Origin of the sequence: Apibacter mensalis, from assembly GCF_001418685.1 — a bacterium.
GTDB lineage: Bacteria > Bacteroidota > Bacteroidia > Flavobacteriales > Weeksellaceae > Apibacter > Apibacter mensalis.
In genome coordinates this window covers 13,922-26,868 of the sequence record NZ_LIVM01000001.1, presented here as the reverse complement: position 1 = coordinate 26,868, position 12,947 = coordinate 13,922, and the positions used below count along the sequence as shown (strand labels likewise).

Annotated in this window: 10 protein-coding genes; 2 read left to right on the top strand and 8 right to left on the bottom strand. The window is 32.0% G+C overall.

Going from position 1 to position 12,947, the window contains the following annotated elements:
- Window positions 1-27: 27 nt before the first annotated feature.
- Entirely contained in the window at window positions 28-681 is a 654-nt protein-coding gene (locus ASC36_RS00085; protein WP_055424450.1) for a DedA family protein, read from the bottom strand.
- A 332-nt stretch (window positions 682-1,013) separates the two neighbouring features.
- Here ASC36_RS00085 and ASC36_RS00080 point away from each other — a divergent pair, with 332 nt between their 5' ends.
- Entirely contained in the window at window positions 1,014-1,430 is a 417-nt protein-coding gene (locus ASC36_RS00080) for an Hsp20/alpha crystallin family protein (protein WP_055424449.1), read from the top strand.
- A 147-nt stretch (window positions 1,431-1,577) separates the two neighbouring features.
- Here the strand turns inward: ASC36_RS00080 and ASC36_RS00075 are convergent, their stop codons facing one another.
- On the bottom strand, window positions 1,578-2,576 hold the full coding sequence (locus tag ASC36_RS00075; RefSeq protein WP_055424448.1) for a homocysteine S-methyltransferase family protein: 999 nt from the start codon (window positions 2,574-2,576) through the stop codon (window positions 1,578-1,580).
- 207 nt (window positions 2,577-2,783) lie between these two features.
- The gene (locus tag ASC36_RS00070; RefSeq protein WP_055424447.1) at window positions 2,784-3,299 is read right to left on the bottom strand and encodes a YceI family protein; all 516 of its coding nucleotides are present in this window, start codon (window positions 3,297-3,299) and stop codon (window positions 2,784-2,786) included.
- 500 nt (window positions 3,300-3,799) lie between these two features.
- Between ASC36_RS00070 and ASC36_RS00065 the strand changes: the two genes are divergently transcribed.
- On the top strand, window positions 3,800-4,003 hold the full coding sequence (locus ASC36_RS00065) for a hypothetical protein (RefSeq protein ID WP_055424446.1): 204 nt from the start codon (window positions 3,800-3,802) through the stop codon (window positions 4,001-4,003).
- A gap of 46 nt (window positions 4,004-4,049) precedes the next feature.
- On the opposite strand, the gene dprA is transcribed toward ASC36_RS00065, so the two are convergent.
- From dprA to ASC36_RS00040, 5 genes are all read right to left on the bottom strand, one after another.
- Window positions 4,050-5,135 (bottom strand): DNA-processing protein DprA, encoded by a 1,086-nt coding sequence (gene dprA / locus ASC36_RS00060; RefSeq protein WP_055424445.1) that lies wholly within the window; start codon window positions 5,133-5,135, stop codon window positions 4,050-4,052.
- 1,190 nt (window positions 5,136-6,325) lie between these two features.
- Window positions 6,326-7,300 carry a tRNA dihydrouridine synthase DusB gene (gene dusB, locus ASC36_RS00055; RefSeq protein ID WP_055424444.1) on the bottom strand — a complete coding sequence of 325 codons (975 nt, stop codon included), beginning with the start codon at window positions 7,298-7,300 and terminating at the stop codon, window positions 6,326-6,328.
- Between the two features lie 92 nt (window positions 7,301-7,392).
- Window positions 7,393-8,688, bottom strand: coding sequence for a TolC family protein (locus ASC36_RS00050; protein WP_055424443.1), 1,296 nt, complete (start codon window positions 8,686-8,688; stop codon window positions 7,393-7,395).
- A gap of 12 nt (window positions 8,689-8,700) precedes the next feature.
- Window positions 8,701-11,793: an efflux RND transporter permease subunit gene (locus ASC36_RS00045; RefSeq protein ID WP_055424442.1), complete on the bottom strand. Its 3,093-nt coding sequence runs from the start codon at window positions 11,791-11,793 to the stop codon at window positions 8,701-8,703.
- A gap of 16 nt (window positions 11,794-11,809) precedes the next feature.
- Entirely contained in the window at window positions 11,810-12,934 is a 1,125-nt protein-coding gene (locus tag ASC36_RS00040) for an efflux RND transporter periplasmic adaptor subunit (protein WP_055424441.1), read from the bottom strand.
- Between the last annotated feature and the right edge of the window lie 13 nt (window positions 12,935-12,947).

The following is a 12,947-nucleotide window of genomic DNA, read 5'->3' as shown; positions in this document are numbered from 1 at the left end:
AAAACTCTTAAGCAAATAATAGTTATATTATTTGTCCTTACCATTTATCATTTTATTTCTTAAAATTTCTAAAATGGGAGGTAAAATAGAAACTACAATGATTAAAACCATTAACAGGGGCAAGTTATTTTTAACCCATTCAATATTGCCAACAAAGTATCCCAGGAATAAAAAAATAAAAACCCATATTACTCCACCTATAATATTATAAGAAATGAAATATTTATAGCTCATGCGCCCCATTCCGGCAACAAAAGGAGCAAATGTTCTCACAATAGGAACAAATCGGGCAAGTATGATGGTTTTACCTCCGTGTTTTTCATAAAATTCATGAGTTTTTTGAAGATAACTTTGCTTAAATATTTTAGAATTTGGGTTACTAAAGAGCTTATGACCAAAATATTTTCCGATTTCAAAATTGACTGAGTCGCCTAAAATAGCACCAACAACAAATAGTAGGGCGAGTAAGTATATGCTGAATTCATCGCTAGATGCAGCTAGTGCACCGGCAGAGAATAGTAAAGAATCTCCAGGTAAAAAAGGTGTGATAACTAAGCCGGTTTCGCAAAAAATGATTAAAAAAAGAATAGCATAGATCCAGTTTCCGTAGTTACGCATTAATTCATCTAAATGAACATTTATATGAAGAATGAAATCAATTAAATAGTGTAAAGTTTCCATGAATAATATTTAAGCTAGTTATTTTTTTTAAATAATGATAAAAAATAGTTAAATTTTAAATTAAGATTGCAAATATAGTAAAATCGTTCAGGCAAGTTAAATGAAATTATAAATAAAATAGCAATACACGTAATAATAGATTATAAAAAACAATGACAAAATGACATGCAAAATATTATTTCATACCAGTGTTAGTGACAAAATGACTTATATGTAAATAGTTTTTTTGTATAGAGTCTTGTATTTTAATTAATTACATTTTTTTTTAAATATTTGGCCTGTAATTTGAAAATTATAAACACAATAAAATCTTAAAATATTAAATAAACGTTATGGCAGATTTAATTAAAAGTAATAACAAAAGTTTTGGAAATTTATTCGATGAATTTTTTTCAAATGCTCCTACATGGAATAAAGCAGAGGTAAAATTTCCACCTGTAAATATATCTGAAGATAAGGAAAATTTTGAGGTAGATTTATACGCCCCGGGATTAAAAAAAGAAGATTTTAAAGTTAATTTAGCCAAAGGATTATTAACTATTAGTTATGATAAAAAAGCTGAAACACATAACAAAAAATCTCATAGAATGGAATATTTTCAATCCAGCTTCAAGCGTAGCTTTACTTTGGATGACAGTAATATTGATACATCTAAAATTCATGCTTCTTATCATGATGGGGTTTTAAAATTAGTTTTACCTAAAAAAGAACAAACAGAAATTGCGACTAAGCAAATTGAAGTAAAATAATATTACTAAGAAATTTAATTATTAATGTTTATAGTATAAGGAGCTGAAGTTTTACTACTTTGGCTCTTTTTCTTGTAATTATTTTTAGCAAAATATAGTAACCATAGTAAGAATTAATCTTAATAAGATATTATCATTATAACCTCATCAATTAATTGGAGGTATTTGTCTGGGAATATATTTTGAAGCTAACTTACTAAAAAGTTTAATATGAGCAGGAGTAGTGCCGCAACATCCTCCTAAAATATTTACCAATTGATTCTCCAAATATAATTGTACTTTTTCAGCCATCATTTCCGGTGTTTCATCGTATCCACCCAAGGGATTTGGTAATCCGGCATTTGGGTAAGCGCTAATATAATAGGGCGCCTTATTAGCTAATATTTCAAGGTATTGAAAGAGCTGCTCAGCTCCTAAGGCACAATTTAAACCAATTGATAATAGAGGTATATGTGATAAAGAAACTAAAAAAGCTTCAGTTGTTTGCCCGGATAAAGTCCTTCCTGCTGCATCGGTTATGGTACCTGAAGCCATTAAAGGTAGAGATTTGCCGGTTTCATCAAAAGCTTCTTTAATCCCAAAAAAGGCTGATTTAGCATTTAAAGTATCAAAAATAGTTTCAACTAAAAGAACATCAGCTCCGGCATTAATAAGAGATATTGCTTGTTCTTTATATATCCCAGCTAAAAAATCAAAATCAACTTCGCGGTAAGCCGGATCATTAACATCAGGAGAAATGGAAGCGGTTTTAGAGGTTGGTCCTATAGAACCTGCAATAAATAAAGGTTTTTTACCATTTTTATTCCAATACTCTTCTCTAGCTTGTTTAGCAACTTGGACGGAAGCATAATTGAGTTCATTTACCAAATCTTGCATGTTATAATCAGCCATGGAAATACGATTGGAATTAAAGGTATTCGTTTCAATAATATCTGCACCTGCTTCAAAATATTCCAGATGGATATTTTTAATGATTTTGGGTTGAGTGATGGACAACAGATCGTTATTTCCTTTTAAATCTGTTTTCCAATCGCTGAATCTAGTACCTCTAAAGTCTTCTTCATTCAAATTAAATCGTTGAATCATGGTTCCCATGGCTCCATCTAAAATCAAAATCTTCTTGGTAATAAGTTCTTCTATTTTCATTGTACAATCTACCTAATTGCAAAAGTACATAAAACATTATAAGTTTATGGTGATTAAAAATATATAAATATTTTATATATATATGTTTCACTTTTAACGGGTGAAATTGAAACAAAAACTGAATGGTTAAAAGTAGCTGGATGAAACGGAGTTCGAAAAATAAAAAACAGAAAGAATTTTTATTCTGACTGTTTTTGAATTATATATCTATTGAGCAATAAATTCAAGATTTATCTGCAATTTAATTTCGTTACTGACTACCAAACCTCCGGCTTCAGTAATTTGACTCCAGTTTAACCCGAAATCTTTACGATTTAGTTTTCCGGTAAATTCAAATCCGGCTCTTTGATTATTCCAAGGGTCTTTAATAATGCCTCCAAAATCTGCGTCTAAGGTTATTTCCTTGCTTACTTCTTTAATGGTAAGCAAACCTGTAATTGTATTGTTTTTTATCCCTAATTCGCTTGTAAAAGTTAGTTTTGGGTAATGAGTAACGTCAAAAAAGTCTTCAGACTTTAAATGATTGTCTCGATCAGTGATTTTAGTATTTATAGAATCGGCTTCAATGGAGAAATCAAATTTTGCATTCGATAAATCATCATTGTCAGATTCTATAGAACCTTGAAATTTGGTGAATTCTCCGGTTACAGTTGAAATCACCATATGTTTAACCTTAAAAAAGATTTCGGAGTGACTGGGATCGGTTAGCCATTTTTTTTTCATATTAAATTGATTTTTTATTATTAATTAATGAATAGTCTTTCATCTATTAAAACTATTATATAGATTGAATGTTTTTTAACACATATACTATGCCATATATGAATATGTTATGAGAAGGTGATGATTTTATTTTTTTTTGAAAACGTAATTTTAAATAATTTCCTAAGTATATAAGTATAATTATATATGGAAACTTTTTAAAACTTAAGAATGCAAATAACTCAATTAGGTAACTATTTTTTTAATTGAGTGGGTATAAATTAAACCTTTTTTGAGGTAACATGTATTTGATTTTAATATCCAATGTAATCATATATTTTTTTAATGTTCATACCCTGACTGACATTTATGATTTTAGCCTGATTTATTTTTATATTATTCCAAATATTAAAAACAGTTCCACCAATAATTTATTACATCATTTTTAGATATATATTCCTTGGTTCCTATTCGATGGACTGATTCGATGAGTGAAATTTTTTATTTAAATTTTCAATAATATGTGGTATGTCTATGTAGTTTATTTAGCTTTAATTTTACGTGTAATGCTTTTGTTTTTGGGATATGCCGGATTATTCTTTATTGACGAAATATATAAAGTAATGCACCATACAGATAGAATAGTACTTACCTATTTATTGAAAAACAGAGAAGATTTTATGGGAGTTTTTATAAAGCCCGAGCATTTCATATTTCCTTTTTAATTTTTTTCCTTTTTACTATTGATTTTATTTAAATTTAAACTGGAATTTAAAGTAAAGTAAAATATTTTCCGGGTAGTGTTTCGATAATATTTTTAAGTTCTAAATTTAACAATATCGGCATTAGTTGAAAGGTAGGGTAATTTAATTCTACAGATAATGTATCAATTTGGGTTTTACCTTTTGTTTTTAAATAGTTGATTATTTTTGACTCTTGTTCAGTTAAATCGGTAAATAATTCTGTTTGAATATTAGTGGTCATGTTTTCACCAAAAAAAGAAAGTATATCTTCCGGACGTGTAATAATTTGTGCCTCCAAATTTCGTATTAACTGATTACACCCCTGGCTTGTATTATCCGTTATTTTTCCCGGCAAAGCAAATACTTCTCTATGATAAGAATTGGCAAATTTAACAGTAGAAATTGCCCCTCCACCATAGGCAGATTCTACAATTACAGTTACCGCAGATAGACCTGCAATTATTCGATTTCTTTGAATAAAATTTGCTCTTTCAGGGGTAGTATAGGTTGAGAATTCGGAAAGTATACCTCCGTTTTTCATCATTTTTTCAGCCAATAATTTGTGTTGAGGTGGGTATAATGTTTTTAGTCCATGTGCTAGAACACCTAAAGTAGGAACATTCAATTCTGTAGCCTTTTTATGTGCGCATCCGTCTATTCCTAATGCTAATCCGCTGATGATAGTCATATTTTTATCCCTAAGACATTCTACAAGTCTTTCTGTAAAACTTTTTCCATAAGAAGTCATTTTTCTGGTACCTACGATACTAACAGTTGGAAGGCTCCAATTAATATTTCCTTTATAATATAGTAGAACCGGAGCATCTGGACACTCCTTAAGTAAATTAGGATATTGACAGTCCCATAAATTAATAATCTGTATTTGATTATTTATACAATATTGAACTTCTTCTTCTGCTCTAGATAAAATTGATTTATCTCCAATATGTTGAATTGTTTTTTTTCCGATATTGTAAAGGGAAAGTAATTCTGATTTTGGTGTATTCCAAACTTTTTGAGCAGTTTCAAATTTTAAAACTAATCGTTTGATAGTAGCTTCTCCAATATTAGGGCAAAATTTTAATGCAATTAAATATAAGTTATCGGTATTCATTATATTTTATGATAGGATAAAATTAATAAAATTTTAAATAATTAATTATAATAAAGTAATTTTTTTATTGGAATATTTTTTAAAATGATATGTTTAATTAAGTTATAATAGATTATACGTATATGAATTTGTTTGCGCTTGTAATTAATATAGTTTAAGTTAAAGAGAGAAATAAAAACTTTTATCTTTAGCTTTAAATAGGCGGTAAAAAATGATTTATGATGTCATCAACTAATGTTATTTTAAACAATAAACATATACTTGATACGCTTGATAATAGTAAATTCTATTAGTTTGTATTACCAATTTTGTTCAATAAACTCATGAGTTTTTTCCACGATTATAATTTGATCATTGTCTAAAGTAGCCACATGATAACTATTATCTAATTCAACTAATTCTTTTAGTGAACTTCCAACGTGGGTTAAAATATAATCTTGATTTTTAGGGGGACAACATGATCTTCTAAAGATTTGAAAATAAGTAACGGCAAGTTGTATTTGAAATATTTTTTTCGATTACATTACTAATAACTAAATATTACTTATGCATTTTTTTGGGAGTTCGATCTTAGGTTCACTCTTAAATTTTTTATTTTTTATATCAGAATCAATTCCAGAGATAAACCTGGAATTTTAAGGATCTTAATATATTTTTTAAATCAGTAAGTAATAATAGAGTAATTTACAGTGATGGCATTCTTAAAAAATATATATTGTATAGCCCACTATAAACTTAAGTTTACTTCCATGAAACAGACCTTAACACAAAGATTTTATTAACTTTTTTTTAAATTCTTTACAAGATATCTTCAACAGAGTCAATTCAACCCTGGTATCCCGTAATTTCCATATTTTATGTGAAGTTACACGTCCTTTCAATTGGGATATCAGTTTTGTATATCCAAAATTATGCGGATAATAAACAATTGCACGAATGCTCTATATAGATCCAAATCCCTGGCTAGTTGAAATTTCTGTGTTATTTGCTTTATGAAATTCAAATTTGCATTAAGATTTAGTTTATTTTTTTATTCATTTTTTGATTTAATCGATAGAGTCAAAGTTACTTTTTATATGATAAAATAGTAATGATTTGTTACCTGTTAAATTAAAATAGCAGATAAATAAGTAACAAACCATTAATTGTATTTTTACTAGAAAAATTATTTAATGATGTTTGATGAAATCTTACATATTTTTCTGTATTTTTTGAAATACGGAATCTAACTCCTGTAATGTTGAGGCAGTGAAGAGTTGAGTTTTATATTCTTTAAAATTACAAATCCCTTTGAAATAATTAGAATAATGTTTTCGCATTTCTAAAAGACCCGTACGTTCGCCTTTCCATTCTACTGACCAGGTTGCATGACGTTGAGCAGCTTCAATTCGTTGATGTAGGGTGGGAGGAGGAAGTTCCTCTCCGGTTTTTAGATAATGCTTAATTTGGCTGAATATCCAAGGATTTCCTATAGCTGCTCTTCCGACCATAATGCCATCAACCCCGTAAGTTTCCTTATATTCTTTTGCTTTTTGGGCGGAATTGATATCTCCGTTACCAAAAATGGGAATTTTGATTCTGGGGTTATTTTTTATACGAGCAATATGTGACCAATCAGAGTGTCCTTTATACATCTGAGAGCGCGTTCGTGCATGAATGGTAAGAGCCTGTATTCCTTCATCCTGAAGACGCTCCGCAATTTCATCAATTGTAATAGAAGATTCATCCCATCCTAAGCGGGTTTTAACCGTTACAGGAAGATGGGTGTTTCGTACGACTGCTCGCGTTAAGCGTACCATTAAGTCAATATCTTTAAGCACTCCTGCGCCTGCTCCCTTACAAACTACTTTTTTTACAGGACAACCGAAGTTTATGTCAACTAAATCCGGTTGTACCGTGTCAATGATTTTCGAAGATAGAGACATAGCCTCTTCGTCTCCCCCAAATATTTGTATACCTACAGGTCGTTCGTAATCGAATATATCCAGTTTTTTCTTACTTTTGAGGGCATCTCGAATAAGACCTTCTGACGATATAAACTCAGAATACATAAGATCAGCACCATACATTTTACACAAACGCCGGAAGGGAGGATCGCTTACATCTTCCATAGGAGCTAATAAAAAGGGAAAGTCGGGTAATTGTATGTTTCCTATTTTAACCAAATATCAAAATTTTTTACAAAGATATAGTCTATCAATCAAAATACCTAAGGTAATAAAAAATACAATTTTTCCGAGAAGCTTAGTTTTTAGAATTAAAAATTTATATCCCAAATTCCGACTGTTCGTTCCAATCTTACTAAAGCTGAACAGTAATTATATAAGGTTTGATAATAATTTTCCTGAACGTCGTTATAAGTTCTTTGAGCATCTAAAACTTCAAGAAGTGAAGTATTTCCTCGCTTATAGGAATAAATCTTACCCTCTAAAATGGCTTTAGATTCGGAAAGCAAACCATTGGAAAACTGTTGCATTTGTTTTTTGGTATTTACATAATTTTGATAAGCCTGAGTTACTTCAGTTTGAATTAAAAGTTCCACTTGCTTATATTCTAAATCTGCTTGTTGTAGGGTATAATGTGCAGTTTGAATTTCTCCTTTTCTGTTGTTTAAAAAACGAAGAGGTATGGATAATCCGGCGGTAACACCTGTGTGATAAGGTGAGGGAGCTTCTTCATTGGTAGCTTTCCCGTTAAACTGCATGCCGGCACTGATTCCTAAATTCATCACTCGATTGGCTTCAGCTAACTTTAGCATTTTTTGCGAAACATCTTTATTTTGTAAGGCTGCTTTTAGATCGGCGCGATTATTTTGTGCCGTCGTTATCAAATCTGCTAAAACAAAGTCTCTGTTACAATCGGTATAATTGCTTTTGGCAGTATATAAAGTGTCTTTTTGAGGCTTACCCATTAATAAGTTCAAAGCAATTAAAGAGTTTTTCCATTCCGATTCTGCTTTGTATACTTCATTAAGCATGAATTGAGCTTCCAGTTTACTTTGTTTAGAATCTGTTAAGGTTATATCTCCTAATTTATATCTGATACTGTCGGATGAGGCTAAGTTGGATAAGGTTTTATAGGAATTGAGATGTACTTCCAACAAGTTTTTATTTTGAATACATTCAAGAAATTGTAAAGAAGCATCCGCATATAGGTTTCTTAAATAATCTTGTAACAAATAACGATTTAAATCGACTTGGCTTTTAGCTAAATTAATACGGGCTTTGCGTTTTCCTCCCAGCTCAATTGTCCAACCTAAGCCGGTTTCCAAACTGTTACCCATATGCTTTTGATTGCCGGTTCCTTCTATGTTCCATTCCACATCCGGCATAATCTTCGCATTTTCAATCTCGGCTTCAGCAATATTTACCATGTATTTTTGTGCTGCATATTCCAAATTGTTTTCTTTAACTTGTTTAATAAAATCGACATAGTTAAGTTGTTTTTTAGCAAAAATTGTATCAACAACTTGAGCTGGTAAAGTTGATGTAATAAACAGGAGGCATATGAATACTTGTAAGTTATTATAAAAGGTATTATTAATTGATCTCATAAATTTCAGATTTTAAATTTCGTCTGGTATTTCCTCTTTTCCCCATTTGGTTTCTATAATATAATATAGAGCAGGTAGGGCAAACAAGGTAATAACGGTTGAAAATAACAGTCCGTATACGATTACGGTAGCCAATGGACGTTGTACATCCGAGCCAATACCGGTAGCTAATGAAGCGGGAAGTAATCCTAAAATGGCCACAGTTGCAGTCATTAATACGGGTCTGAAACGATCTTTTGCTCCCATTATTACTGCATTTAAAAGAGTCAGCCCTTGTTTTCGCAGAAAGTTTATATGAGAGATCATAATCACACCGTTTTGTATAGCTACTCCCGATAAAGCAATAAAACCTACAGCAGAAGAAACATTCAAAGTCATATTTCTGATATTTAATGCCAACATTCCGCCAAATAAGGCTAAGGGAACAATGCTCATGAGCAATCCGGCTTGTCTTACATTTCCGAAAGCACTATATAATAAAATAAACATAATGCCTAGAGATAGTGGAATGATAAAAGCTAAACGAGCATAGGCTCTATTTTGGTTTTCAAACTGTCCTCCCCATTTAATGTGGTATTTCTCATGATTGTATTTAACTTCTTTCTCAATTTTATTTTGAGCTTCTGCTAAAAATTTTCCTAAATCGCGATTCCTTAAATTAAGCTTGACTGTTAGATGTCTCTTATTCATTTCTCTCGTTATGGTGCTTTCTCCTGTACTTAATTTGATATCGCATACTTGGGCTAAAGGTATTTTAGCTCCTGTCTCAGAGGTAAGCATCAGGTTTGAAATTTTATCAGGTGTATTTCTGCTGTTTTCATCGTAACGACATATGATATCGTAAACTTTATTTCCAATAAAGATTTGAGAAATTGCTTTTCCGCCAATGGCAACTTCAATAAGTTCTGCAACATTGGCTACATTTAAACCGTATTGGGCAATTTTATCCCTGTTTGCAATTATCTGAAGTTGAGGTAATGGCGGTTCCTGATCTATAGCTAAATCTACTGCTCCATTTACGTTTTTTAAAGTTTTTAAAACATCATCGGCAATTCTCCTGGTTTCCCCAAAATCATCACCGTAAATTTTTACAACTAACTCACTATGAGCTCCGGATATTTTGTCCATTACTCCATCAATCATGGGTTGGGAAAATCCGACGGTAAAACCGGGGAGTTTCGAATATTCTTTTTCAAGTTCGGCGATAAGGTCGTATTTGGTTTTTCCATTCTTCCATTCCTTATAGGGCTTTAATCCGATTGAGACTTCAAAATGTGAGGCAGTCCACGGGTCAGTACCATCGTCATTTCTACCGGCTTGTACCGTTATATAAGTAACTTCGTCATATTTGATGGTATGAGCGCGTAAAGTGTCGCTCAATTCTTTAGATTTTTCAACGGAAATTCCGGGTGGTAGCTGAACTTGAAGCCATATAGAGCCTTCATCCAACGGAGGAAGAAAGTCTTTTCCAACGTAAAAAGCCAGTAAAAAAGTGACTCCCAGAAGAATTCCTAAAGGGATAAATATCTTTTTCGGAGATTTCATAATCCTTTTTATGGTTATAAAATAGTTTTCGGTTAGTTTTTCCAGCCATTTGTTGTGATAGAATTTTTGGGGTCTTTTGTAAATGAAATAGGCTAATCCCGGTATCAGTAATAATGCAACAAGTAAGGCTCCAAATAGTGCATAGCTGACTGTAAATGCCATCGGTGTGAATAATTTTTTCTCCACTCTTTCAAAAGCAAATAGAGGCAAATAGGCAGTGATAATGATGATAGTGGAAAATAAAATGGGTTTTGCTACTTCGGCTGCTCTTTGTGCTATAGTTTTTTCTTGTAGTTCTTTATCAGGTTCTTCTTCGCGTTTTCTAAGTATGGTTTCCATCATTACGATAGCGCCGTCTACAATTATTCCAAAATCAATAGCTCCAAGGGAAAGCAAATTAGCCGGAATATGGGTAAAATACATCAGGATGAAAGCAATGAGAAGCGAAAGAGGAATGGTAACGGCTACCAATAAGGCTCCTCTCCAGCTTCCTAAAAAAACGATTAATACAACTATTACCAGAGACATTCCCTCAAACAGGGTGTGGGATACGGTATTTAAAGTAGTGTTTACCAATTCGGTTCTATCTAAAAATGGATGTATTTTTACTCCTACCGGTAAAATTTGGGTATTAAGGTCGTTTACGGCTTCATGAATTCCTTCTAAAACTTGAGATGGATTTTGTCCTTTTAATAAGAGAACGATTCCCTCAATGCTTTCGGAATAATTCCTTTTTTTATCTGTATAGCCTAATATTCCTTTGCGTTCAATGTTACCATATTTAAGTTTTCCTATGTCAGTTAATAATATAGGAACTCCTTTATCCGATTTCACAACGATTTTACCAATATCTTCCAGTTTTTTAACCAATCCAATTCCTCGAATCACATACCCTAAATCACCGTGAGGTAAAACACTTCCTCCTGCATTTACGTTATTATCTTCAATGGTTTTAATAACTTCTCCTAAAGATAGCTGATATTGATCTAGCTTTTTAGGATCCAGCTCAATTTGAAATTGTGTGGTAATTCCTCCAAAATTCGTTACATCAGCCACACCTGCTACTTGTTTAATTCTTGGTATGATAACAAAATTTTGCAAATCTGTCAGTTCACGCAAATCATGTGTTTTACTTTCAATAATGTATCGATAAATTTCTCCAATTGGAGAAGTAAGAGGATCTAATTCGGGTGTTGCCTGATAGGGTAATTCTACGTCGTTTAATCTTTCTTGTATCCTCATTCTTGCCCAGTAATCATCAACTCCATCTTCAAAAACTAGGGTTATAATGGATAGTCCGAATGTACTTTTACTACGCATCACGTGCATTCCCGGAAGTCCATTAAGAGCGCGTTCAACAGGTATGGTTATTTGTTGTTCAATTTCTTCAGCCGCCAGTCCCGGAACTTGGGTTACCACTTGGGAAGTTACATCGGCAATATCCGGATAAGCTTCAATGGAAAGATGTTTCCATGAATAATAGCCGAATATGGCAAGCAAAACAAAAAGGGTAAGTAATATCCAACGTTTGTGTATAGTTATTTGAATCAATTTATTCATGCTATTTCCTTTTAATTTATTGGGCTTCCAGTAAATATATTCCCCCTTCGGTAACAATATTTTCTCCTGATTTTATACCGTTTTTTATTTCGGTTTTATCTTTTGAAATGTCTTTGGTTTCAACTTTTTTCTTGGTAAATTTATTTTTGTCTACTTGAACAAATACAAATTGGTCATCGTTTACCTGATAGATGGCCTTGGTGGGTACAGTGAGAGTTTCTCCTGGTTCATTTTTAAAATTCACGTTCACATACATTCCCGGTTTTAGTGTCCTGTCCGAATTATCGCATTCAACCAAAACCTCAACACTTCGGGTGTTTTCATCAACCATTTCATTGACATGAAATATGTTGCCAGTTATTTTTTTATGGGGAAAAGCATCAGCTTGTATAGTAACTTCTTTTAGTTTATTAATGAATCCCAAGTCCTTTTCTTTTATTTGTCCGGCAATCCATACTTTATTTAATTCTGCAATCGTGGTTATAGGTTCTGTTTCTTCTTTTATATATTGACCGATAACTATGTTACTGGTAATTATTTCTCCTTTGATAGGAGAGGTTACTATTAGTGGCTGACCTAGTTTTAAATTGTTTATATTTATATTAAAGACCTTTAGGGCTGCTGTAGCATTTTCCAGGGCTGATTTCTTCGTTTCGTAATCGGTCTTGGCTTCTTCTACTACCCGTTGTATACCTACTCCGTGTTGCAATAAGTCTTTTTGCCTCTTTAAATTTAGATTGGATAAAGAATATTCTTGCTGAGCTTCGAAATAGTCTTTTTGGGCGTTGAAATATTCAGGTGAGCTGATTGCAAAAAGAGGAGAACCTACCTTTACCCTTTGTCCCAGTTTTACAAATGATTGCGTAATTCTACCGGCGAACGGGGGAACAATTTCTGCATAACAGGTAGGTATGGCTCTAACTACCCCAACGGTTGATAAATTCGAACTTAGCCATTCATTTCTTACCGGTTCTATTTTTAAATGATTTTTAAGGTTGGAATTATCCGTTAAAATAATTGTGTTTCCACTAACTGTATATTCCGGTTTTTCTTCTTCCGTTATTTTTTTATGACACGAATAGATTATAAAGCATAACCCTAAAATTAGTAAGTTGAAGCTTTGGATTTTTATAGTTTTCATATTCTCTGCCTTT